We start from the raw sequence: 23,461 nt of genomic DNA, 5'->3' as shown, positions 1-23,461 counted from the left end.
TTCCTCCTGACTATTCGTTAATCGTTGTTTTATACCATGGTGCTTTAGATAACAAGTGGTAAAAGGGAAGAGGTACTTGTCTTCCCTGCATTAATGATGACTCCCATTAACTTTATTCATTCATTAAACGAGGGATGCCCGCTTTTTCCTTACTTTCAGCATTTTCCATAGAAGTCCGTGCTTTGGTGAGAAAAGGAAGACGAGAATAAATAGAGCGGTGGCTGCTAAAACAATGGCAGCTCCTGAAGCCAGGTTGTAGGTGAAACTGAAGTACAACCCTGTAATGCTTGATATGACGCCGATACCGGCAGCGAGAAAAATCATGATGGAAAGCCGGTCTGTTAATAGGTAAGCGGCGGCTGCCGGCGTAATCAACATGGCTACGACGAGGACAATGCCGACGGTCTGCAGAGAAGCCACGGTTACCATCGTCAACAGAGTCATAAGAAAATAATGAATCATACGTACAGGCAGCCCATAGGCGGCTCCCATCGTTTCGTCGAAGGATGTAACGAGCAGTTCTTTATAGAATAAATACACAGCTGCCAAAACAAATAGACCGATGCCCATGGTGATCCACATATCTGACGAACGGACGGCGAGGACATTCCCGAACAGGATGTGATACAAATCTGTACTGCTCTTCAGCAGTGTAATAATGATAATCCCGGCAGCGAATGCAGCGGTGAACATAATTCCAATGGATGTATCATGTTTGATCCGGCTGTTTTGACTGACGAATCCAATGGCAATGGCCGTTAGTACACCGCTGAAAACGGCACCGAAAAAGAAGTTGATTCCCAGCATATAAGAGATGGCAACACCAGGTAGGACGGCGTGTGAGATGGCGTCTCCCATGAGTGCCATCCCTCTTAAGATAATGAAGCAGCCAATGACTCCGCAGATGATACCGACCATAATCGATGTAAGCAGCGCTTTTTGTAGAAATTCATATTGAAAGACGGCTTCAATAAATTCCATAATTACACTCCAATCTCTTTCATAAAGGCGAATTGTCCTTGATAAGCTTTGGCGATGGTTTCTGTACGGAAAACTTCACTGACAGGACCGAAACCTACCAATTCTTTATTTAGTAAAATGAGCTGATCGAAATATTCTTCTGCTTTACTTAAATCGTGGTGGACGACCACGACGGTTTTTCCCTGCCAGCATAACTGCTTCAAGATCTTGACGATCGTTTCCTCACTGGATACGTCGACTCCTACAAAAGGCTCGTCAAGAAAGAACATATCTGCTTTTTGGGCCAGGGCGCGGGCAAGAAATACACGCTGCTGCTGTCCCCCGGAAAGTTCACCGATCTGTCTCTTGCTGAAATCTTTCATACCGACTCTGTCCAAACACTCCAGTGCCCAGGTTTTTTCTTTTTTTCCCGGCCTCCGGAACAGTTTCAGGTTGGGATAGGTGCCGAGCAGGACAGCATCGAGGACAGTAATTGGAAAATCCCAGTCGATATCATTTCTTTGAGGGACATAGGCGATTTTCCGTCGTGCTTCCTGAATGGAATTCCCGAATAACTGTATGGTTCCTTTATCTTTAGGAATCAGATTCAGTATAGCTTTTAGAAACGTAGATTTACCTGCGCCGTTTGGCCCGATAATGCCGATAAGGTTCCCTGGCTGCACAGAGAGGCTGATACCTTTGACAGCTTCATTTCCATAATAGGAAACGTGAAGATCTTTGATGGATATAGCAGGGTGGTGCATGATGATCCTCCTTTAATCATTTTCTATATGCATGGTTCGTGCATGTCTTCATGAAATTTATATTAGGGCATTTAAATTTGCCGAGTGCAACTTTTAGTTTAAAAAAGATACCCCTTTACTATATGGGGGTCCCAAAAAAAGATGACAATATTGCTATTGGCATAAAAAGTTTCCTATGTGCAAAATATATAGCTAACTCCATGAAATGTCAACAGTGAAGTCAGAATATTATACGAAAGTTTATAAAAAAGGTACATTCCCGGGGGAGTGTACCTTTTGGCCTTCTTCTTATTGGGCACTGTTCACTTTTTTCTCGGCAATATAATCTTCCAGGCGTTCTTTCTGTGCGATCAAGTCCTCCACCGTAACTTCATTCTGGTTCGTTGAAAGGGAAGGCAGTGAATTCATAGATTGAACGCCGGGGTTTTGAATGAGCTGTGAAAGCTGACCCTGGTTTTGTTCGTAGAGCCGGTAGCCGACTGCTCCAACGACTGTTCCTGATACAAATCCCATCATGAAATCCTTATTTAATACCATAGTGATACCTCCTGTTTTTTTTAGAATGCCAGTAATCTTTTTTTATTTGAATCATTTAAAAGCTCAAGGACGTTGACAGCCCACGTTACCATCGCTACTTGAAGAATGTTTCCTGCCCCGATGGACAGCATGCTTACAATTCCTGTGAGAACATCCGGGTGGCGAAGTTTGTTTTCTCCATGGGATAAAACCGTATAAGCAGTGGAAATGACGACGGCATAGTCGAGCATTCCAGGAACATTCCCCGGTTTGTTGTTCAAGTAGGCCAGCAGAATAAGGAATCCTGTAACAAGACTACGTAGAAAATCCTTGCGCTGGGCAGGGGCAATATTGATCATGATATTGTCCAGCGGATCAAACTGCGTCTGCTTGAAAAATAGACTGATAAAACGGAGGATGATTTTTCTGTTAATCACGTCCTTGGAGTAGTGAACCGTCATCGATTGAATAGCCGGCTCAATGTTTACCTTCTGTATTCCTTTGATGGACGTAAACATATCCTGGATCTGCCCGTGTTCTTTCTTATCGTAGAGAGCAGGAATGATCAGGCGGAGTCGACCAGGTATGTCGTGGACGATGGTAAAGGTTGCCTGCATGGTTTTCTCTCCTTGTTCACCAACAAACGTGTGCTGTTCAGGACAACTCCGATTGTAGCCGAGTTGTGTATGGCCGCACCCACTGTCGGTGTAATCCAACCGAAAAGGCCTAACAATATAGCGGCGCTATTTAAAGCAATGGTAACAGCGAAATTTCGCCGGATCATCCGCATGGTGGACTTCGATAGTTGAATCATATCTGCCAGGATTAGAGGATCGTCTGAAGTGATAACAAGGTCACTGGCCTCCACGGCAATATCTGTCCGTTTTCCTCCCATGCTTACTCCTATATCAGCTGCTGCCAAAGCAGGAGCATCATTAATTCCATCACCGACCATCATGACATTTCTTCCTTGATTTTTGTAATGATGGACAAAGGCTGCTTTCTCGTGGGGGAGGACTTCAGGGAAATAGTGATCCAGATGGAGCTCCTTGAAGACTTCCTCAGCTGTCTCCTTTTTATCCCCTGTAATCATGACAATTTCATCGATCCCGCTTCTTCTTAATTGGTTTATCGTCCGTTTCATCCCAGAGCGGACAGCATCTTCGATAACAATCACGCCGGCAATGGACTGATTGACAGCCGCGTATACGGTGTTTTTCTTTTTTAACGATTTTTTAAGAAAAGGCAGGCTGGTCATATCCACATTTGACTTTATGAGAAGTTCCTGGGTGCCGACCAGTACTTCCTTTTTATTGACGATCGCTCTAACGCCGTGACCTACGATATTTTCAATGCTTGAGTGGTCATGGTCATAGGCAGTGAGACCATTCTTTTTCATTTTAGTTAAAATAGCTTCGGCTATGGGATGAGAGGAATGCTCCTCAGCAGACGCTGCGTATCGCAGTACATCGTTTTCTGTGAAACCATTAAATGGAAGGATTTGAACAATTTCAGGCCGTCCTTCTGTAATGGTTCCGGTCTTATCCAATATGGCGGTATCGACAGAGGCTAAGGACTGCAGGTACTGCCCACCTTTTATGATCGCACCTTGACGGGCTGCTCTGCCGATTGAAGCGGAAACAGCTGTAGCTGTAGCTGTAGCCAGCTTGATCCCACATACATAATCTATGACAAGCATGTTCAACACACGGTCCCAGCTTCTTGTAAGAGCGTATGTCAATAACGCCAGCAGTAATGAAACGGGAACCAGCCGTTCCGACATGTCGTCTGCGTAATTTTGAATCGGGGCTTTGGAATCCTGAGCATGTTCAATCATATGAATGATTCCGGCAGCGGTTGTGTCTTCTCCGACGCGGGTAACCTCCATCTGCAGACTTCCGGACAGTACAATAGTCCCGGCAAACATTTCCTGCCCTTTGAACACTTCTTGAGGCATGTATTCTCCTGTAATGGCCGATTGATCTATGGTGGCGTTTCCTTGGCACACTTGGCCATCCGCTGAAATTTTTTCCCCTTCGAAAACCGCCAGTGTATCACCGGGATTGATGGTTTGTATGGGGACTTTCTCTTCCCGGCCGTTCTTTATTACTTTCCATACATATGGCGTATCCACGCTCATCATATCCCGCACGTATGTCTTCGTTCGCTGTGATGTCATGTCGGTAATGATCTCACTTAACGTCGACATGATGAGAATCGTAACGGCTGATTTCGGATTTCCTTTTAAAATAGAGGCGATGATAGCCGCCATGCTCAACGTGTCGGCATTTGGGCGGGTCTTTTCCTGAAGTGGCCGCATCCCGTTCTTTAGAGTATTCCTGCAAGCGTACAAGGTGGTCAATGCTGAAGGGGAAAGGACTTTCAGCATTCCAGTGAAACGGGAGGCAGGCAGGAAAAAGTCGATCAGGAAAGCAGCACCTGCTGCTTGAAGTTCTTTTCTATAGGGTGAAAGTTCAGACACTGAAGAGAGTAAACCAGCTGTGCTGCTTCTGTCCGCATTCCAGTGAACGTCGTGGTGGAGCAGCAGCGACCCCGTTTCCGGGGTGTAAAGGGCGGATTTCACCCCTGGAAGGTTTCGATGAAAAGCTTCGACGACTTCTTGCCTTCGTCCTTTTTCCATTCTCAACCTCGTCCTTCCTGGCAGCTGATGTATGATTGTTCCTTGTATCAAGGTTTATCGTCACCATCTTTCTGGATGAGAGTATAAGCCCAGTAAAGGAGGCTGCTGGCGAAGGCCGGATTGCCGCCGAAACCTGTTGTTCCTTTATATAGGAGCCATAAAACCAAAAGGGATTCCGCATCGGTTTTCCCTCCGGTCTGCTTCTTGACCGTATTGTTCAGAGAGTTCATCCCTTTTCGGAACGAACTTTTCATCTTTGATTCTATGTAGGGGTAGGTTGATGTAGACGTGTCGACGGCAAGCTGGATTAAGGCATCAAATTGTTCCGATGTCAGGGTACTGCTGTTGAACAAGATGAGTAGACTCCCTGTGATACCGGAAGCTTCCACATGCTGGACGATGGGGAGTTCCGTGAATACTTCTTCCAGAGCAGCAGCTGTCGTTTCATTTTTCCAATGATCGCTTTGGAGACGGACTCTTCCCGGCATCGCATGGAGGACCTGAACTTTTTGATCTTTCATCCGCTTCATGATTTCTGGAGCGGCCAAAGATGCACCAAGACCAATTAAATTCTGGATCATAATTCAGTCACTTCTTTGGATATTACATCATTGTGAACGCGTTGAATGATGGTTAGCCAGTTCTCTATTTGTTTTTCCCCTACATTTGGATCAGGATCGTACTCTACAAGGAGTGTTCCGGTCTCAGGTGTGTGTTTGATGGTGTATATTTTACTTTCCAATTCCAACAATGGAATCAAACGCTGAATAATTTTAGATCGCCCTTCCCAATAAGGCGACGAAAGCCGTACTCTGCCGGGAATAAAATGGAGAACGTCTATCCTGTAAGATCCCAGCATTTTTTCCAAGCGCTTTAAAAATAAGACTTGCTTTACTTTAGTGAGCATAGCGGACTCCTTTGCGAAAGATTGTTTAACAGGTTTATGATTAAGTGTATGTAAATTTCCATTATATTACAAGGTAAATTCCTCATGTTCTTACTTCGCATAATAGGGTTGAAGTCCACACTTCAGACAATATCTTTCAACGTTAAACATGAAACAAAAACTACCCGGACTTTTATCCTGCCTGGTGCAGCGTGAAAGATTCGTAATGATAGAGGAAATAAGGTCAATGGGAGGGGATTTTTTTTCATTTGGAAAGATTCCTTGACTATGGTGTGTACCCCACGGTTTATAATAAGTGCAGGAGGGTGTGTCATGTATAAAAGAAGTGAATTCTCAAACATTACCGGCCTCAGCAAGGATACACTCCGGTATTATGCAGAGGTGGGCCTGTTGGAACCGGCTTTTATTCATCCCGAAAACAAGTACAGGTACTATGATGACGGCAGCTATTTTCTCGCTCTTCTGCTTGGTAAACTGCGGAGGTTCGGTTTTTCCATACAGGAAATGAAAACGGTCATGGACGATGACTCCTTTACCAGTCTGGAAAAATTGTTAGCCGAAAAGAAAAGCAAAATGGAACAAGAGGCAGAAGATATTCAAGAAAGAATTAAGGAACTGGATGATTTTATCCAATCTGGTAAGGAGGAGAACGAATGATAGAATGGGAAAAAGAAAAAATGATCGGCGCTTCACTTGAGGATGTGTGGGATCTTTTCAAAGATAAAAACATTAAGCGGATCATGCCTAAGGTGGAAGAGCATAAGCTGATCGAAAAAACAGAAACGGAAGCTGGTGCGAAACATCTTCAGACTTACAGAGAAGGGAAGCGTCTCGAAACCTATACTGTAGATACGCTTGTGTATGAAGACAAACCGGCATTTAAACATAAGAAAATCGCTTTTGTGATCGGCAGAGCGTTTGAAGTAACGGCGTCCTTCCGATTGGAAAAAGTAGATGATTCAACAACAAGGTTGATATACTCCGGGTCCAATCGTGGGACCAACTTTGTCGGCCGTGCCATGATGAAGCTGGCGAATAAAAAAGGGAATGATACAGTCGTCCAGGAGTTTGTCGACCGTGTAGAAGAGCAGGCGGCACTGTCCAGCGAAACAAGGTAACGGAATAGATGGATGCTTATTATTGGAAGACCTGATTATTTATATGGGCTGGTTTGGAAAGGGGAAAAAGAGGCACATACGTAGTAGAGAAAACAGATTGAACCTCTGACATAACTGATAAATCTTGTTTTACGGGAAAGGAGTGAGTTTATGGAAATCATTACGCTTCCGGAATGGAAGACCGCCTGCCGGAGATGGGAAGGGAGTTACACAGAGCTTTCGGATCTGAAAGGGTTTATAGAGGGTGTAATGGCGGAAATGATCGCAAGAGCTGACCTTGAGCATCTATCTGAACAATGGGGGTTTTCTTATCATACGAGGGATGATGGATTTGTCCACTATTCAGGTTGACGAGTCGGTGGAAATTCCCTCGACGATGAATCTTCAAACGATTCCAGAACAAACCTATCTGCACGTGCAGCATTTGAAAGGAAAAAGTGTTGCAGATACCTATACAGCTGTCTATCAATGGTTTAAGAATATGGGGAGACAACCTCATCGTGAACCTGGTGTGGAGTATGATGATCTGCCAATCAAGTTCGAGAAGTACCCGGTGCCAAGGGAAATGGATCATCATGATTTTGATATATACATCCCACTTCTGCAGCGAGATTATTGATACGGATGGAAAAGAAGAAGACCGTCCCGGCTTTAGAAACATCATGTAGAGGTGGCTTTATGTCATCTTGATTGCAAAGGCCCGCATATGGGAAGAAGCCTGTCGGTAGCACGGCCTCCGTTAACTTTTTCCGGTAGAGATTCCTGACCAAGCAGATCTTCGAATGATCGTGCTTCTGCAGGCATACTTAACGGGCTTTTCATAAGATCGGGAATCCATTGTACAAAAAAAGCTGCCGGAAACGTTACCGACAGCCTGACCGGCCGTAGAAGCGGCCGGTTTTCTTTTTAATAAACTTTGTCTCCATTGAAGATGGAGTTTTTTACAATGACATAGTCCACGTGTCGAATGCCATCAAGGTCGGTACCGCCTGCATAACTGATGGCGGACTGAAGATCCTGTTCCATCTCTGTAAGGGTATCTTTCAAATGTCCTTTGTATTCTACGAACATCTTCTTGCCCTCGACGTTTTTCTTTTCCCCTTTTTGATATTCAGAAGCAGAGCCAAAATATTCTTTGTAGAGTTTCCCATCTTTTTCAACGGTTTCTCCCGGGGATTCTTCGTGACCGGCAAAGAGGGAGCCGATCATTACCATGGAGGCGCCAAAACGGATGGATTTTGCGATATCTCCATGGGTGCGGATTCCGCCGTCGGCAATAACAGGTTTACTGGCTGCCTTTGCACACCAGCGTAAAGCTGCCAGCTGCCACCCACCCGTACCGAAACCGGTTTTGACTTTGGTAATACATACTTTTCCTGGTCCGATTCCTACTTTAGTGGCATCGGCTCCGGCATTTTCAAGTTCCCTGACGGCTTCTGGAGTACCGACATTTCCAGCAATGACGAACGTGGAAGGAAGGTGGGCTTTGATGTGCTGAATCATGTGAATGACAGCGCTGGAATGTCCGTGGGCGATGTCGATCGTAATATAATCCGGAGTCAGATGGCGCGCAGCCAATGATTCGATAAATTCATATTCGTCTTCCTTCACACCAACACTAATGGAAGAAATTAAACCTCTTTCCTTCATGGTTTCAATAAAACGGGTGCGTGTTTCAGGCTGGAAGCGGTGCATGATATAGAAATATCCATGTTCAGCAAGCTTTGTTGCTGTTTCATCATCAATAATGGTCTGCATGTTGGCGGGAACCACAGGCAGCTTGAACGTATGATCTCCAAATTGAACAGAGGTGTTGCATTCAGAACGACTATTTACGACACATTTTGCGGGAATTAATTGAACATCTTCATAATCAAATACATTTTCCATCAAAATCACTCCTGAAACACGAATATTTTAGTAATAATTAAAATTATTGTTCGTACAATAGTAATTTACATCATTGTGAGCTTTCTGTCAAAGAAAGATTGATTTCTTTTCTTTATAAGGAAGTCTTTGTAAAAACAGGTGTAAATGATCGTAAAGAAAAGCAAAACCCTTGCAAAAGTGGATCATTTTATAGAACATAGGGAAGGATTGTACTTTGACAGAGAAGATGGAGGTTCAAAATGGAGACGACACAGAATAGAAAAATTATATTGGCCACGTTTATGATCGGGGCGTTTTTTGCCATTCTCAACGAGACGCTTTTGAACATAGCATTAACAGAACTTATGGATGTTTTCGGCTTAAGTGCTCCGACGGTCCAGTGGATGGCCACGGGCTTCATGTTGGTGATGGGGGTCTTGATGCCGATATCCGCCCTCTTAATTCAATGGTTTACGACGAGACAGATGTTTATCGGAGTTATGACGATCTTCTTAATAGGAACGACAATTGCCGCGTCCGCATTGAACTTTCCGATGCTTTTAACCGGGCGTATGATTCAGGCGGTGGGAACCGGATTGTTAATTCCTGTCATTATGAATGCCCTTCTTTTGCTGTATGAGCCTGCGGTCAGAGGAAGGATTATGGGAACATTCGGACTCGTCATCATGTTCGCTCCAGCGATCGGCCCGACATTATCCGGGGTCATTGTTGATTTCCTGGGGTGGCGCTGGTTGTTTATTACCGTCATTCCATTTGCTTTGTTTTCCATCATTTTCGCATGGAAATTCCTTGAGAATGTCGGTGAGATCACACGACCGAAGGCGGACGCACTTTCGATTGTCCTTTCTTCTATAGGAATCGGCGGAATCGTCTATGGCTTCAGCAGTGCAGGGGAAACGGAAGCAGGATTCGCCTCACCCTCGATTATCGTGATCCTGGCTGTTGCAGTTATCAGCATGGTCTGGTTTGTTTTCCGCCAGCTCCGTTTGGATGAGCCGCTTCTTGATGTACGGGTTTTTCAATACCCGAGCTATGCCAGAGGCATCTCTATTTTTGTTATTGTCATTATGGCGATGTTCGCTTCCGAAATCGTCATGCCGATGTATCTCCAGGGTCCTCTTGGATATTCCGCTAAAATCGCCGGACTGCTTTTACTTCCCGGCGCCCTGCTTAATGGGTTAATGTCACCGGTCATGGGGACGTTATTTGACAAAGTCGGCCCACGGAAGCTGATTATTCCCGGGACGATTATCCTGACAGGGGTGATGTTCTTCTTCAGCCAAATCACACCCTCCATCCCGACGTGGAGTTTTGTTCTTGCTTATATCCTGCTGATGTTGTCGATTTCAGCCATTATGATGCCTTCCCAGACCAATGCGCTGAATGAGCTGCCGAAGCACTTGTATCCTCATGGAACAGCGATAGCCAATACGCTGCAGCCGATCGGAGGAGCGCTTGGAGTATCCATTTTTGTCAGCATTATGAGCCAGGGGCAGAGAAATTATCTCGATGGAGAACAGGCACAGGAGGGAAGTGCCCTAATGGCCGAAGCCATGACAGCCGGCGTTCATCAAGCTTACTGGTTTGCGCTTGCCCTGGGAGTTATCACTGTGGTCATTGCCTTGACGATTAAGCGTGCGGTTTCTCCTGATTACGACAAAGAAACTGAACAGAAACAAGCATAAAAAAAGCCCATCCGGATTCCGGATGGGCTTTTTTTATAGGTTCATCATACGGTTGATGAACGACTCCAGAGGTTTCCTGGACTTTATATTTTCGTTGCATTTCCTGCTGTCATAGCAGATATAATTCCCACGGGTTACGCTTTCTTCAGCATCTTTCCCTTGGCTGGTGACCGTAAACAGGCCGACACGCTCCTGTTCATGGCAGAGCGTGCATATGTTTTTCTGCCGGGATGGCAGGTAGTGTCCGTAAAGACCGGTATACCGGCCGTCGACTTTCGTGATGATATATTTACGATTGGCTGCAGGGTCATTCCACCCCATATAGGACATTTCAGCCCAGTCCATTTCATCGAATCCCGGAACCTGAAGTTTTTTAACTTTAGGAAACAGGAGACTGATTTCTGCGTCGGTCAGCTGCGGGAAAGGAATCACATAATGCTTCAGTCTGGAAAAATAAAAAATGGCATCCGTTTCTTCCTGCACCTGTTCAATCTGACGGATCAATTCGTGCTGTTCTTCCGTTAACACTTCAAAAACATCGAGGGCTTTTTCGGAAGAAAGAGAGGTAAGTGCCTGAGTGACCGATGAATCATTGGTCGTCCGGTGGCCGTTCAGCAGATTCTGGGTTTCATTCTTTATATAATGGTATTGATCGGAGCGGATAAATGCATCCATGTTCATACCTCCGTTTCTAGTAGGTGTGGTCTTATTATTTCAGAGCCGTTTCATTTCATCAACTTAAAGGCTTATTAATCACACAGGAACCCTCCAAATATATAATTCGGTGACTTTTTCATATTCCCTGATGAAATATGGAACCCTAGGATTAAGGAAAAAGAGTAAGGAGGGTGCCTGATGCATATGGTTATGTATCTTGGAAACGGAATCGTTTTATTTTTTGTATTATATATACTGGCCCGGACACTTGGAGAGAAATTGACATCCCAGATGACGCTTTTCGATTTTATTGCAGGTATAACCCTGGGAAGTATGACAGCGACGACGTTTCTATCCCCAAGTGTGTCTCTTCCTCGTGGCATCCTTGCCCTCGCTTTATTTTCGGGACTGGTTTTTCTTATCGACCATTTGACGTTGAAAAGTCTTTGGATCCGCCGGATTTTCAATAGTGAAGCAGCCATACTCATGAAAGATGGACAGATTCAGATGAAAGAAATGAAAAAAGTACGTTTTACAGTGGATGAACTTATTGCAGAGTTAAGAAAAAAAGGTGTCTTCAGTTTCAGCCACGTGGAAGCAGCTGTACTCGAAACCGACGGGACTGTCAGTGTATTAAGGAAAGCGGAGGCTTCTCCGGTCACTCCTGCCCATATGAACCTTTTAACTCAAACCACCGCTTCTCCCTACCTGGTGATCATAGATGGAGAAGTTGTGAAAAAACAACTCCAGCAGAGCGGTTTCAGCGAACAATGGCTTCAGGAGCAGGTGAAAACGGCCGGGTTTGTTTCTTTTAAGGAAATTTCAGCCTGCCAAATCCATCAGGATGGATCTCTGTACCTTTCGGGAAAGTAACCGGCGTTCCTAACGACTATAGACTCAATCCTTCGACAACATCTGGAATAAAAATGCAGAAAATGAGGATTTTATGTTTAAAAGTGAGAGGTGTGGGTTATTAACCTGTAGGTGGAAAATAGTGGGTTGTTTCAGCTTTTGGATCATACATACATAGGAAACTCACCGTAGAAGCCAATATGAAACGGGAGTGTTTGGATGAAGAAAAAGTTTTTGAGTACGATGATGGCTGGTGCTGTTCTGTTTGCGTTACCTCTTCAAGCCGCTGCGGCTGATATGAGTGCGGAAGACATCTTGAAAAAATCGAACGAAGCGATGATGGATCTGGACAGCTATACGATCCATACGTCTTCTGAACAGACAGTACCAGGGATGGAAGGCGGAGAAAACTCCGAAGTGACATCTGAATCAAAGGCGGATGTCATGCTTGATCCTCTTACAATGCATATGATGACGACCATTGCCGGTCAGGAAACGGAATCATATTTGACGGAGGATGGGTATTACGTTCAGATGCCTGAGGAAGGCTGGGTGAAAATGTCCGGAGATCTTGGAAATCTTCAAAAATCCATGATGGCAGAAGGGCAGATGTCCCAAGCGATGCCGCTTGCCTCAGACATGGCCGTCAGTGCGGAAGATGACGCTTATGTACTGACCTATGAAGGTGACGGCGAAAAACTATTGAAAATGTCCACGCAAATGCTTCAATCTTCCGGCAGTCAGCAGGATTCGGAGCAGTCTGCTGAAATGCAGAAGATGATGGAGCAGTTGATGGAGAAAGTTGAAATTGAAGATTTCTCTTATCAAGTAACCATTGATAAAGAAAACCATTATATGACAGGTATGATGATGGACATGAAAATGATGTTTGAGGACAGCGGTGAATCTGTAACTATCAGTCAGACTTCTGATGTCACTCTTTCCAATTTCAATGGAGTAGGCTCTATTGAAATTCCTCAGGAAGTCCTGGATGCCCAGACACTCGAAGAGGCTGCAGGCGGTGAGCTTCCAGACACGTCTTCCAATGAACCGGTATACGCATTAGCAGGTGCACTTGCTGCCGCTGCTGCCGGAGTCGCCCTTTTGTACAGAAGAAAAGAGACAGCATAAGAAGGAGATAGAGAAGCCGCACAGCGGCTTCTCCCTTTCTTTATTAATGAAAAGGGAGGTTTTTTCGTGAATAAATTTCTTATTGGGATCATAACCATCGGGCTTTCCATCTCTCTGTTTTATGGACTTCAATGGTGGAATGCTGCCGGTGCAGTAGAGAAGGTCTCCCAAGAAGAAATCAGTACATGGGAGGAAGCTTCCACGGAATTAAATGAAATGGCGGTCTTGGATGGCCCTGATCGTAAAACGGCAGGGAAAGAGAAGGTGTACAGTGAGCAAGTATCTACATATGAAAAAGGAGAAGAGATGGGAAGGCTGATCATCCCGATGCTTAACAAAGGGTACACCACTTACTGGGGCGCGGATGAGGATTCACTGAAACGGGGCGTCGGCATGTATGTGAGTGAGTGGACCACCACTCCTGATGAAAAAGGGCATACCGTGTTAAGCGGGCACCGGGAGACGGTTTTTACGAACCTGGGCGATATCAAACAAGGAGATTCCCTTTTTTATGAGTATGAACAAAAGCGTTATGAATACAAAGTAGAGAAGACCTGGGTTACCGACGCAGACGACCGCTCTGTCATTGTGGATAAGAAGGAGCCGACATTGACACTGACTACTTGTTACCCGTTTAATTTTGTTGGAGACGCGCCTGAAAGGTATATCATTCAAGCTTCTTTGGTCCACGTTAGTGAAATGGACGGATCATGACAAGAGGATGGACAGCTTTGACAGGCAGGTTGGATTAAATAAAGTCCGGCAAAAAAAAGAAAATGGGAGCAATTTAGTCAAATTTCGTTTACAATAGAAATGAACTACATATTGGAAAAGCAGGCGCAATTGAACGACTCAATTGCTTAATAGGGAAGCTGGTGAAATTCCAGCACGGTCCCGCCACTGTAACAGAGAGAGACCCGCAGATGATCCACTGTACGCAAAAACGTATGGGAAGGAGCGGGGCTTGTTGACCTGGAGTCAGGAGACCTGCCTGCTTTAAACACCAAAAAACCTACGCGGATAGGAGGGTGTGTCGAAAGATTAGAAGGGACCCGTCTGCGGTGTTTTCTAATGGTGCACATCTTTTCCGGGGATGTGTTTTTTTGTGTTCCAAGGAATAAGGGGAGGAATAAAGATGGAACATTTATGGAGAAAGCTGCTGGCTGTGTTATTTGTCATCGGTCTACTGGCAGGATGTGCTTCAGGTGGGAATGAGAGTGCAGAGTCTTCCGAGGACCAGTCCGACCAAACGACAGAAGAAAATGAAACGTCCGGAGAAGAGGGTTCTTATCCATTGACCTTAACGGATGCTATGGATAATGAAGTGACCATCGAAGAAGAACCGGATAATATTATCAGTACAATTCCAAGCAATGGGGAAATCCTGTTTGCACTTGGCTTGAACGAGGAAGTGGTCGGGGTTAGTGATTTCGCCAATTACCCGGAAGAAGCTGCCGAAAAAGAAAAGATCGGAGGACAGGATTTGAATGTAGAGAAAATCCTTTCACTTGAGCCGGATGTAGTCCTTGCTCATGCTTCCGGAGCGCATACTTCCCAAGAAGCCCTTCAGCAGATTCGTGATGCAGGGATTTCCGTTTATGTCGTTAAGGATGCTTCTTCGTTCGATACGGTCTATGAAACGATTGCCACGATTGGAGATATTACCGGAACAAGCGAAAAAGCTTCAGAGATCGTCTCTGGTATGCAGGAAGACTTGAAAGCGGTTGAAGAAAAGGCGGCTGCGATTGCTGAGGAAGACAAAAAAGATGTATTTGTGGAAGTGTCACCGGAACCTGAAATCTACACAGGTGGACAAGGCACATTTTTGAATGAAATGCTGGCTGCTATTCAGGCGGAAAACGTTGTCGGGGATCAGGAAGGCTGGTTCAAAATGAACAATGAAGCAATTGTTGAACTGCAGCCGGACGTCATCATTACGACGTATGGCTATTACACAGAAGATCCTCAAGGCAGTGTGTTAAGCCGGGATGGCTGGGACACCGTACCTGCTGTAGAGGAAGAACAAGTCTATGATGTTCATTCCGATCTTGTCACACGTCCGGGTCCACGTTTAGTTGAAGGGGTTCAGGAACTTGCAGAAGCCGTTTATCCAGACATTTTTAGCGAATAAGACGACACATTATATTGGCAGTGTCTTGTTTTTAGTGTTCAGCATTTTTCTCGGGGCTTCCCTTGGCAGTGTCCCGATTTCCTTCGAAGCTATTGCCCGCATCATCGGCGGGCAGCTGCTTCCATTTTTGCCTGTGTCTGAAGGGACAGATCCTACTCTGAAGGCAATTATTCTGCAGATCCGGCTGCCGAGGGTCGTTCTTGCAGGATTGGTAGGCGGCGCACTGGCTGTATCAGGGGCCGCTTTTCAAGGTCTGCTTAAAAACCCGCTCGCGGATCCCTATACACTCGGCGTGTCTTCAGGGGCGTCGGTGGGAGCGGTTGCGGTTTTGTTCCTGGGCATAAGTCTTCCTTTTGCCGGTTCTTTTACGCTTCCAGTCGTAAGTATTACGGCGGCGATCTGCACGATTTTTATCGTCGTAGGTTTTGCCAGGCTTGTAGACCGATCGATGTCCATGACGACGATCATCTTAACTGGGATTATCTTCAGCTCATTCCTCGGATCATTCATCTCCCTTATGATTTCTTTGACAGGAGAGGAGCTGCGGCAGATCATCAACTGGCTGCTTGGTAGTGTCGGTAACCGTGGCTGGGATTATGTCCATTTGATGCTTCCTTTCTTTGTTGGTGGAGTCCTATTGCTCATGTTTACAGGACAGGAACTGAATGCGATGACCTTTGGTGAGGAGCGGGCCAGGCAGCTCGGGGTTCATGTGGAGCGTCAAAAATACGTGGTCCTGTCTGCGGCCTCTATCTTGACTGGTGCGGCTGTTGCCGTATCCGGGACCATCGGATTTGTCGGACTGGTTATCCCTCACATATGCAGGAAGTTGTTTGGTAGTGATCACCGGCATCTAATACCACTGTGTGTCTTGAATGGAAGTGCATTTCTAATTCTCGCTGATTTACTGGCCAGAACAATCGTTACCCCATCCGAGCTTCCTATAGGTGTGGTCACCGCTCTGATCGGGGCACCGATGTTTGCTGCCATACTAATCCGAAGAAGAAAAGGAGGTAGAAGTTCATGATTGACGTGCAACATCTCTATGCCGGTTACGACCATGACATTCTTCATGATCTGTCCTTTTCTATACTTAAGGGTGAAATGTTTGGTATCCTCGGTCCGAACGGCAGTGGAAAGACGACGTTACTTAAAGCGATAAACGGGACGCTGCCGGGAGTCAGGGGGGACGTTGCCATTCAGGGCCGTCCGATCAGCCGTATGACAGCGAAAGAAACAGCGAGGGAAATGGCAGTCCTTCCCCAGCATCATGATGTGTCCTTTTCCACAACAGTGGAGCAGACTGTGTTGATAGGCCGCTACCCTTATCAAAAAGGGCTTTTCAAACAGTGGACAAGAGAGGATTATCAAATTGTAGAAGAAGTGATGGAACAAACCGGGGTGACACAGTTCAGGCACCAGTCGCTGTTATCTCTTAGTGGAGGGGAGCGTCAGCGGGTTTTCCTGGCCCAGGCGCTGGCTCAAAAACCTCGCATTCTTCTATTGGATGAACCGACGAACCACCTGGATTTCAGTTATCAGAAGCAGATGCTTGACGCATTAAAACAGTGGTCCTTGAAAAACGGACTGACGGTCGTCGCGATCTTTCATGACTTGAATTTGGCAAGCCTGTACTGCGACCGTCTCCTGCTGTTGGATCAAGGAAGGGTGAAGGCGCTGCAAGAACCGGAAGTGGTGCTGAATGAACAGCACCTGTCAGCCGTCTACCGATCGGATATCCATGTCCATGCTCACCCCTCCTTTTCGAAGCCGTTTACAAATGTCGTCCCCTCTTTTAACGAAGATAAACCGAAATCTATCCTGTCACCAGATCAGTTGGACGTTTCAAAGGAGCGGGTCTATTACAAAAGTCGTCAACCTTTGAAGTGTTATTCGTCGGCTGTTCTTCATCCCGGCTTCGGCTGGTTTGAAGAATTTATCAATGTCCAGGTAGACCATTCTTTTCGGTGTGATGATCCAGCGGGCTATTTGAGGACACAAGCGGAGCGATGGGGCTGTCAGATCCACAGGACCGTGGGCATGATGACAGCGGCGGACATCGAGGATCTTTCGACCGAGTTCGTTGAAAATGAAGATTTTACGCTGCTCGTCGTCGTCACAGCAGGAACTGGGAACGCTGTGGATGTCGTCCACGGCAGCAGTCATCTACAAGAAACTGTGCCGGGGACGATCAATACCTGGGTGTTCATAGACGGACATTTATCTGAACAGGCCTATGCTCAAAGCCTGATGACCGCAACAGAGGCTAAGGTGAGGGCTCTGATGGATATGGCTGTTAACGATCCTGTAACGGGTACGGCGGCAACAGGCACCTCTACAGATAGTGTTTTAATCGCAGGCACACAGCAGGGAGCGATGCTGGAATATGGAGGAACGATTTCTTCATTAGGCAGGGCAGTCGGTCCAGCTGTATACAAAGCGACGAAGGAAGCGGCTGCCCGATACCTCAATCGAAAAGAAGATGGGTTTTGATTTCCCATCTGCTTGCCCTCACATTAGGATGCCTTCTGGATTTCTTTTTTGGAGATCCCACAAAGATGCCTCATCCTGTTACAGGGATGGGAAAGGTTATTGCGGTTTTGGAGAAGTCCTGGAACAAGGGCCGGTATCAGGTTTGGAGAGGAGCGCTTCTTTGGATTGTCGTTACAGGTTCCGCTTTTCTGACTGCATGGGGGATGGCAGCCGCTGCCGCTTTATGGAGCCATTCCGCGTCCGTCATTGTAGAAGGGCTTCTCATATGGACGACGATTGCAGGAAAAGGGCTGAAAGAAGCCGCTCTTAACGTCTATCTTCCTTTGAGGGAAGGGGATTGGGAGACTGCACGTCGGGAGCTTGGGTGGATTGTCGGCCGGGATACGGGCCATCTTGAAGAGAGGGAGCTTGTCCGTGGTACGGTCGAAACGGTGGCGGAAAATGTAAGTGACGGTGTTACGGCACCCCTATTTTACGCTTTGATCGGTGGGGCACCACTCGCTGTGTTGTATCGGGCGGTGAATACGTGTGATTCAATGGTCGGCTACAAAACAGAGCGATACAAAGCCTTCGGGTATGTATCAGCGAAAATGGATGATTTATTTAACTATATCCCAAGCCGGCTGACGGCTTGCGTGACACTCATCGTTTCCAATGGAACAGCTCGTGAAAAGCGGTGGAGGTTCCATCACCTGTCTTCTCAGGCCTCGCATCATCCAAGTCCGAACAGTGGATGGGGGGAAGCCGCCGCCGCTTTATCGCTTGGCGTACGTTTAGGTGGAGAAAATACGTATTTCGGGGAAAAGTCATTCCGCCCGTATATTGGTTTTCCTCATCATGAATTGACAGACATACATATCAAGCAGGTCAATGTACTGTTAACACGGACGGTGGCAGCATGGATTGTCCTGCTCTGGTTAGGGGGGATTGGGTTTGAACTGGCCGTCTCATGGTGCAAATCCTTATAAACTTTATCAAATGCAGGGGAAAATACCGAAAGAAACGATTACGGATTTCAGCGTGAATACAAATCCATACGGGTCTCCGGCCGGGTTGAAGGCTCATATGGCACACCATCTGGATTTGATCCATGAATACCCCGATCCTGAGCAAAAGCGGCTTACAGAACGAATTGCTTTGATGCAGGATCTGCCGAAAGAAAAGGTACTCGTCGGCAACGGAGCTTCTGAACTTATTCATATGATTGCCCGATTTTGGCAGGGCAGGCGGGTGGGGATTATTCAACCAACCTTTTCCGAATACGAAAAAGCGTGTGAAGCGTATGGTTGTGACATCGTCAACTTTTATGTATCGGAAGAGAGGAACTTTCATCTCTTTATTCCAGATATTCTTCCACACCTCCCGAGCCTGGATCTATTCATACTTTGTCATCCCAACAATCCGACAGGTAGAACCTATCAGCCTGATGTATTGTATGGGTTGTTAAAACTCTGTAAATTCAACGACGTTCAGGTCGTGATTGATGAGGCTTTTTATGATTTTGTTTCAGGAGAGCCTTTCTTCTCACCCGAGTTGTTTGAATTTCCGAATGTTCTTCTTCTTCGCTCCCTCACAAAAATGTACAGCATACCCGGACTCCGCCTCGGTTATGTAATGGGAGAGGCAAAGGTGGTTGAAGCACTGAAGCGCCTGCAGCCGGAGTGGAGCGTCAACGCACTTGCTGAGGAAGCGGGCATGTATTGTTTGAGTCAGCAAGGATTCGCCCGGCAGACAGCTGCTGATCTTTCCAGGGAGAAAGCTTTCCTCTTTTTACAATTGAAGAGGCTGGGCTACACTCCTTTATCCACGGAAACGAACTTCTTTCTCATGAGAGACCCTTTCCACAGTCAGGCCGATGACATGATCTGTTTTCTCCTGCAGGAAGGCGTGACTGTCCGGCATACGAATAACTTCAAGGGGTTGAACGGAGCCTTTGTCCGTGTGGCCGTGAAACAGCGGGCGGATAATGACCTGCTTCTCAAAGCTCTGGAAAAATGGAGAAGTGTATGCTTACAGTAGTGATAGGCGGTGTCAGGAGTGGCAAAAGCAGCATGGCGGAGAGGAAAGCTGAGGGTACAGGAGAGGAAACCCTTCATTATATTGCTGCAGGGGTTAACACAGATGAAGAAATGCAGCACCGGATTGATCATCATCAAAAGTCCAGGGAAAATTCGTTATCTACATGGGTTCTTCATGAGCATCCAGTCCAACCATCAGAAGCTTCTTTTCCCGATGGCAGCGTTGTCATCCTGGACTGTTTAACGACCTGGGTGACGAATGAATGGGTGAAGATGGACGGGGATACCTGTGTGGATGACCTTGTGGCCACGATCCTGGGTGAAATCATTCATTTAAATGAACGGGCAGGTCATCTGATCGTTGTTTCCAATGATCTATTTTCGGATGCTTCCAATCATCCGCCTGTGATTGAAGAATATTTACAACTGCTGGGAACCCTCCATGTAAAACTGGTTGATATGGCCGAGCTTGTCTATCATATGCAGTTCGGCCACGCCCGGCTTAAAAAGGGGCAACAGCTATGAAGGGACTAATGATACAAGGAACAGCTTCCAATGTAGGAAAGAGTTTCATTGTAACCGCAATCTGCCGGTGGCTCTCCAATCAGGAATATCGAGTGGCGCCGTTTAAGTCGCAGAACATGTCGAATAATTCCTATGTAACCAATTGGGGAACGGAGATCGGCAGGGCCCAGGGAGTCCAGGCAGAGGCGTGCAGGACACCGGCCCTTCCGGAAATGAACCCAATCCTTTTAAAGCCGAGAAACGATCAGCATGCGGAAGTCATCTGTCTTGGAAAGTCTATGAAGACATTCTCAGGGAGTGATTACCGGGCTGCCTTTTATGAAGAAGGGCTTCAAGCTATCAAGCAGAGCCTTGACAAACTGAATACCTCTTTTGACTATATCGTTATTGAAGGAGCCGGAAGTCCTGTTGAAGTGAATTTAAATGACCGGGAGCTTGTGAATATGGCTGTCGCCGATCTTGCTGACGTTCCGGTCCTGCTGACAGCGGATATCGACAGGGGCGGGGTTTTTGCATCCATCGTCGGTACGCTGGAACTGCTTCCCCCGCATCACAGGGATAGGGTCAAAGGGATCATCATCAATAAATTCCGTGGGGATCCTGCCTTGTTCGAAGATGGGCGGAAGTGGCTCGAAACCTATACGGGGCTCCCTATCCTCGGGGTTCTTCCGCATGTCGAACATCATATTGAAGCGGAGGATTCCTTATCATTACGTCCCCCTAAGGCGTCCACAGGTACCAAGTCTCTGGATCTTGCCGTCATCGTTTTTCCCTACGTTTCCAATTTCACAGATGTCGATCCGTTCTATAGGGAAAAGGATGTCAGTATCCGCTATGTGTACAGTAAGGAAGAATTCGGATGTCCAGATGCTGTCCTTCTTCCGGGAACAAGAAGTACGATCGAAGACCTGAAAGCGGTGCAAAACAAAGGACTGGCCGAAGCTTTGACCTCTTATATACACCGGGGAGGGACAGCGGCAGGGATATGCGGAGGCTATCAAATGCTTACCCGCCAGCTGACAGACCAACACGGTTCCCATGAAGGACTGTCCATCCTACCAATGAGGTCGGTGTTTCATACCGACAAGCAGACGAGGCAGGTCCGGGGAGAAGTGCACGCTTCCAGTGGTTTCGGACCCCAGTCTATTGAAGGGTATGAAATTCACCTCGGAGAAGTCACCGCTGAAGACGAAGTTCCAGCTTTGTTCACATTTAACAGCCGTGATGAAGGTGCAGTCTGGAATGATGGCAGAGTGATAGGCACCCATCTGCATCATGTGTTCCATAATGATGGCTTTCGAACAGACTGGTTGAACAGGCTCCGCAAAGAAAAGAATCTTCCCGTCCTTCCTGAAGCAGATCAGGAAGAAGACCCTTATGACAAAGCAGCGGATGAATTAGCTGCAGAAGTGGATACCGATGCGCTCCTGCGCTTATTAAATGGGGAGGAGTTTGTACCATGAAGGCATGGATTCAAGGATTTCTTCTGGCCTTTCAATTCTTCTCCATTTTACCTGTCCGTCGTGAGCTGCCGATGGAGGGAAGGCAGTTGAGGGGAGCCATGGTGAGTCTGCCCTGGGTCGGGCTTGCCGCCGGAGGATGCGCATTGGGGGTTTCCTTTCTGCTGGATGTGTATACGCCTATGTCTAATGAAGGGATCGCGCTCGCAGCTTTGATTATCAGCGGTGTGTTCACTGGAGGCATTCATCTGGATGGGTGGATGGATACAGGAGATGCTTTCTTCTCCTACCAATCCATCGATAAACGGTTGGAGATCATGAGTGATCCACGCACGGGGGCTTTCGGCGTCCTTTCCGTTCTCCTTCTCCTTTCCGTCCGCTTCCTGTTTTTAATGGAAACCCTGCATGTATCCTTTGCTGCATTTGCTTTCGGCCTCCTTGTCCTTCCATGGATCAGCAGAAGTATCCTTCTTTATCATTTTGCCTGGACACCTCCTGCCAAGCAGGAGGGGCTGTGTGTGCTTTTTCAGTCAGCTTATGAAAAAAAACTATGGATCATCAGTCTTTTGCAGAATCTTATCTGGGTGGCCATATTCATTGCTGGATATCATCTGTTCTGGATTCCGGCCGTCCTCTCGTTTTCAGCAGCTTTTTTGATGTATTGGCTTTTCCGGAATGGATCTATCCGTTCGTTCGGGGGAATGACGGGCGATGTATTAGGTGCAACGGTGGAAGGAGGGGAAACACTGTTATGGATCGTATGGTGGATCTCTATTTTATCCGTCATGGATTAACCGATGGAAACAAGCAGAGACAATATATCGGCTGGAGTGATGTTCCGCTTCTTGAAGAGGGGAAAACAAGTGTACAAATGTTCAAGGATCAGCTCCCTGATATGGGATTGGTTTTCAGCAGTGATCTGCTTCGCTGCGTGGAAACGACGGAGCTGTTGTTCCCCGGCTGTCGATACGGAAGAAGTTCTTCTCTCAGGGAAATCCATTTCGGTGACTGGGAAACCTGCACGTATGAGGATTTAAGGGATAATGACCTCTATAGGGCGTGGGTGTCCCGGCCGGACCGGTTTACACCACCGAGAGGGGAATCATATCCGCATTTCCAACAGAGAGTAAATCGGTTTTTGCTGTATCTGCTAAGAGTGGTCGAGAAACAGCAGGTCCAATCCGCTGTGGTCGTTACCCACGGAGGTCCATTAAGGGAAATGGTCAGCTGGGTGACAGGAACACCTCTTTGGACCTATCCAGTCCACCCTGGAGAAGGTCTCAAAATTAAGCTTCAGCAAAAAGGGGAAGAGGGGATATCATGGAATTTGTTACAGGTGGATCCTATAACGGAAAAGGAAAATGGGCCCGGGATATGTGGCTGAACCATCATGAGGAGCACACGTGGATGGATTTGAAATCCCAGGAGGTGCACATCCCGGACACAGATCAGCTCGTCCTTGAAAACATTGAATTCATGGCCAGGGAAACGGAAGAAGGTTGGTCCTGGCTGGAACCTTTGTTGTCATGGGAGAACGAGGCCCCTCAGCGCCGTCTGCTTCTGATAGGTACGGATATTACCAGAGGGATTGTTCCATTGGAAAAGTCGGACAGAGAGTGGCGCGACCGGACAGGTTTCTTATATCAAAGGATCATGGAAGAGGCAGCCCATGCTTATGTGGTGTGGTTCGGCATTGCAGAACAATTGAAATAA

Annotated in this window: 27 protein-coding genes and 1 riboswitch; of the genes, 18 read left to right on the top strand and 9 right to left on the bottom strand. The window is 46.7% G+C overall.

Annotated features, from left to right (window positions below; all coding sequences use genetic code 11):
- Nucleotides 1-123 precede the first annotated feature (123 nt).
- The 7 genes from ACXAGL_RS19075 to ACXAGL_RS19045 form a co-directional block, all read right to left on the bottom strand.
- On the bottom strand, nucleotides 124-981 hold the full coding sequence (locus ACXAGL_RS19075; protein ID WP_474968829.1) for a metal ABC transporter permease: 858 nt from the start codon (nucleotides 979-981) through the stop codon (nucleotides 124-126).
- Between the two features lie 2 nt (nucleotides 982-983).
- A complete protein-coding gene (locus ACXAGL_RS19070; protein WP_474992192.1) occupies nucleotides 984-1,724 on the bottom strand; it encodes a metal ABC transporter ATP-binding protein in 741 nt (246 codons plus the stop codon).
- Nucleotides 1,725-2,012: 288 nt separating this feature from the next.
- On the bottom strand, nucleotides 2,013-2,261 hold the full coding sequence (locus ACXAGL_RS19065) for a hypothetical protein (protein ID WP_474992191.1): 249 nt from the start codon (nucleotides 2,259-2,261) through the stop codon (nucleotides 2,013-2,015).
- 20 nt (nucleotides 2,262-2,281) lie between these two features.
- Entirely contained in the window at nucleotides 2,282-2,857 is a 576-nt protein-coding gene (locus ACXAGL_RS19060; protein WP_474992189.1) for an HMA2 domain-containing protein, read from the bottom strand.
- Nucleotides 2,806-4,881 carry a heavy metal translocating P-type ATPase gene (locus ACXAGL_RS19055; RefSeq protein ID WP_474992188.1) on the bottom strand — a complete coding sequence of 692 codons (2,076 nt, stop codon included), beginning with the start codon at nucleotides 4,879-4,881 and terminating at the stop codon, nucleotides 2,806-2,808. Before ACXAGL_RS19055 ends, ACXAGL_RS19060 begins: the two co-directional genes overlap by 52 nt.
- Nucleotides 4,882-4,928: 47 nt before the next feature.
- On the bottom strand, nucleotides 4,929-5,462 hold the full coding sequence (locus ACXAGL_RS19050) for an HMA2 domain-containing protein (protein WP_474992186.1): 534 nt from the start codon (nucleotides 5,460-5,462) through the stop codon (nucleotides 4,929-4,931).
- Entirely contained in the window at nucleotides 5,459-5,788 is a 330-nt protein-coding gene (locus ACXAGL_RS19045; protein ID WP_474992184.1) for a hypothetical protein, read from the bottom strand. The genes ACXAGL_RS19050 and ACXAGL_RS19045 overlap by 4 nt, the downstream gene beginning before the upstream one ends.
- 312 nt (nucleotides 5,789-6,100) lie before the next feature.
- On the opposite strand from ACXAGL_RS19045, the gene ACXAGL_RS19040 reads away from it, so the two are divergent.
- The 4 genes from ACXAGL_RS19040 to ACXAGL_RS19025 all read left to right on the top strand — a co-directional run bounded on the left by ACXAGL_RS19040 (nucleotide 6,101) and on the right by ACXAGL_RS19025 (nucleotide 7,525).
- Nucleotides 6,101-6,445 (top strand): MerR family transcriptional regulator, encoded by a 345-nt coding sequence (locus ACXAGL_RS19040; RefSeq protein ID WP_474968825.1) that lies wholly within the window; start codon nucleotides 6,101-6,103, stop codon nucleotides 6,443-6,445.
- On the top strand, nucleotides 6,442-6,906 hold the full coding sequence (locus tag ACXAGL_RS19035) for an SRPBCC family protein (RefSeq protein ID WP_474971323.1): 465 nt from the start codon (nucleotides 6,442-6,444) through the stop codon (nucleotides 6,904-6,906). The genes ACXAGL_RS19040 and ACXAGL_RS19035 overlap by 4 nt, the downstream gene beginning before the upstream one ends.
- Before the next feature lie 150 nt (nucleotides 6,907-7,056).
- The gene (locus tag ACXAGL_RS19030) at nucleotides 7,057-7,257 is read left to right on the top strand and encodes a hypothetical protein (protein WP_474968823.1); all 201 of its coding nucleotides are present in this window, start codon (nucleotides 7,057-7,059) and stop codon (nucleotides 7,255-7,257) included.
- Nucleotides 7,238-7,525, top strand: coding sequence for an effector binding domain-containing protein (locus ACXAGL_RS19025; RefSeq protein ID WP_474968822.1), 288 nt, complete (start codon nucleotides 7,238-7,240; stop codon nucleotides 7,523-7,525). Before ACXAGL_RS19030 ends, ACXAGL_RS19025 begins: the two co-directional genes overlap by 20 nt.
- Before the next feature lie 287 nt (nucleotides 7,526-7,812).
- Here ACXAGL_RS19025 and guaC read toward each other — a convergent pair whose 3' ends face one another.
- Nucleotides 7,813-8,796, bottom strand: a complete 984-nt coding sequence (gene guaC / locus ACXAGL_RS19020; protein WP_474968821.1) for a GMP reductase — start codon at nucleotides 8,794-8,796, stop codon at nucleotides 7,813-7,815.
- Nucleotides 8,797-9,035: 239 nt separating this feature from the next.
- Here guaC and ACXAGL_RS19015 point away from each other — a divergent pair, with 239 nt between their 5' ends.
- Nucleotides 9,036-10,481 carry an MDR family MFS transporter gene (locus ACXAGL_RS19015; RefSeq protein WP_474992182.1) on the top strand — a complete coding sequence of 482 codons (1,446 nt, stop codon included), beginning with the start codon at nucleotides 9,036-9,038 and terminating at the stop codon, nucleotides 10,479-10,481.
- A gap of 33 nt (nucleotides 10,482-10,514) precedes the next feature.
- On the opposite strand, the gene ACXAGL_RS19010 is transcribed toward ACXAGL_RS19015, so the two are convergent.
- Nucleotides 10,515-11,156 (bottom strand): FusB/FusC family EF-G-binding protein, encoded by a 642-nt coding sequence (locus ACXAGL_RS19010; protein ID WP_474992180.1) that lies wholly within the window; start codon nucleotides 11,154-11,156, stop codon nucleotides 10,515-10,517.
- 180 nt (nucleotides 11,157-11,336) lie between these two features.
- Between ACXAGL_RS19010 and ACXAGL_RS19005 the strand changes: the two genes are divergently transcribed.
- The 13 genes from ACXAGL_RS19005 (at nucleotide 11,337) to ACXAGL_RS18945 (ending at nucleotide 23,461) form a co-directional block, all read left to right on the top strand.
- Nucleotides 11,337-12,011, top strand: coding sequence for a DUF421 domain-containing protein (locus ACXAGL_RS19005; protein WP_474992178.1), 675 nt, complete (start codon nucleotides 11,337-11,339; stop codon nucleotides 12,009-12,011).
- Nucleotides 12,012-12,209: 198 nt separating this feature from the next.
- Entirely contained in the window at nucleotides 12,210-13,121 is a 912-nt protein-coding gene (locus tag ACXAGL_RS19000) for a DUF6612 family protein (protein WP_474992176.1), read from the top strand.
- Between the two features lie 66 nt (nucleotides 13,122-13,187).
- Nucleotides 13,188-13,835, top strand: coding sequence for a class D sortase (locus ACXAGL_RS18995; protein ID WP_474992174.1), 648 nt, complete (start codon nucleotides 13,188-13,190; stop codon nucleotides 13,833-13,835).
- A 104-nt stretch (nucleotides 13,836-13,939) separates the two neighbouring features.
- Nucleotides 13,940-14,130: riboswitch (cobalamin riboswitch) on the top strand.
- A 126-nt stretch (nucleotides 14,131-14,256) separates the two neighbouring features.
- Nucleotides 14,257-15,252 carry an ABC transporter substrate-binding protein gene (locus ACXAGL_RS18990; RefSeq protein WP_474992172.1) on the top strand — a complete coding sequence of 332 codons (996 nt, stop codon included), beginning with the start codon at nucleotides 14,257-14,259 and terminating at the stop codon, nucleotides 15,250-15,252.
- A complete protein-coding gene (locus ACXAGL_RS18985; RefSeq protein ID WP_474992170.1) occupies nucleotides 15,215-16,279 on the top strand; it encodes a FecCD family ABC transporter permease in 1,065 nt (354 codons plus the stop codon). The genes ACXAGL_RS18990 and ACXAGL_RS18985 overlap by 38 nt, the downstream gene beginning before the upstream one ends.
- Complete coding sequence (locus ACXAGL_RS18980; protein ID WP_474992168.1) at nucleotides 16,276-17,745, top strand: adenosylcobinamide amidohydrolase; 1,470 nt, start codon at nucleotides 16,276-16,278, stop codon at nucleotides 17,743-17,745. The genes ACXAGL_RS18985 and ACXAGL_RS18980 overlap by 4 nt, the downstream gene beginning before the upstream one ends.
- A complete protein-coding gene (gene cbiB / locus ACXAGL_RS18975) occupies nucleotides 17,745-18,713 on the top strand; it encodes an adenosylcobinamide-phosphate synthase CbiB (RefSeq protein WP_474970406.1) in 969 nt (322 codons plus the stop codon). The genes ACXAGL_RS18980 and cbiB overlap by 1 nt, the downstream gene beginning before the upstream one ends.
- Complete coding sequence (gene cobD, locus ACXAGL_RS18970) at nucleotides 18,679-19,764, top strand: threonine-phosphate decarboxylase CobD (protein WP_474992167.1); 1,086 nt, start codon at nucleotides 18,679-18,681, stop codon at nucleotides 19,762-19,764. The genes cbiB and cobD overlap by 35 nt, the downstream gene beginning before the upstream one ends.
- Nucleotides 19,752-20,288 (top strand): bifunctional adenosylcobinamide kinase/adenosylcobinamide-phosphate guanylyltransferase, encoded by a 537-nt coding sequence (locus tag ACXAGL_RS18965; protein WP_474992166.1) that lies wholly within the window; start codon nucleotides 19,752-19,754, stop codon nucleotides 20,286-20,288. Before cobD ends, ACXAGL_RS18965 begins: the two co-directional genes overlap by 13 nt.
- Nucleotides 20,285-21,751: a cobyric acid synthase gene (locus ACXAGL_RS18960; RefSeq protein ID WP_474992164.1), complete on the top strand. Its 1,467-nt coding sequence runs from the start codon at nucleotides 20,285-20,287 to the stop codon at nucleotides 21,749-21,751. The genes ACXAGL_RS18965 and ACXAGL_RS18960 overlap by 4 nt, the downstream gene beginning before the upstream one ends.
- Nucleotides 21,748-22,542: an adenosylcobinamide-GDP ribazoletransferase gene (locus ACXAGL_RS18955; protein WP_474992162.1), complete on the top strand. Its 795-nt coding sequence runs from the start codon at nucleotides 21,748-21,750 to the stop codon at nucleotides 22,540-22,542. Before ACXAGL_RS18960 ends, ACXAGL_RS18955 begins: the two co-directional genes overlap by 4 nt.
- Nucleotides 22,500-23,132, top strand: coding sequence for a histidine phosphatase family protein (locus ACXAGL_RS18950; RefSeq protein WP_474992161.1), 633 nt, complete (start codon nucleotides 22,500-22,502; stop codon nucleotides 23,130-23,132). The genes ACXAGL_RS18955 and ACXAGL_RS18950 overlap by 43 nt, the downstream gene beginning before the upstream one ends.
- Nucleotides 23,069-23,461 (top strand): bifunctional adenosylcobinamide kinase/adenosylcobinamide-phosphate guanylyltransferase, encoded by a 393-nt coding sequence (locus ACXAGL_RS18945; protein ID WP_474968807.1) that lies wholly within the window; start codon nucleotides 23,069-23,071, stop codon nucleotides 23,459-23,461. Before ACXAGL_RS18950 ends, ACXAGL_RS18945 begins: the two co-directional genes overlap by 64 nt.

The sequence above is a fragment of the Halobacillus sp. ABA4_118 genome, assembly GCF_056160205.1.
This window is presented reverse-complemented; position numbering and strand designations above follow the sequence as displayed.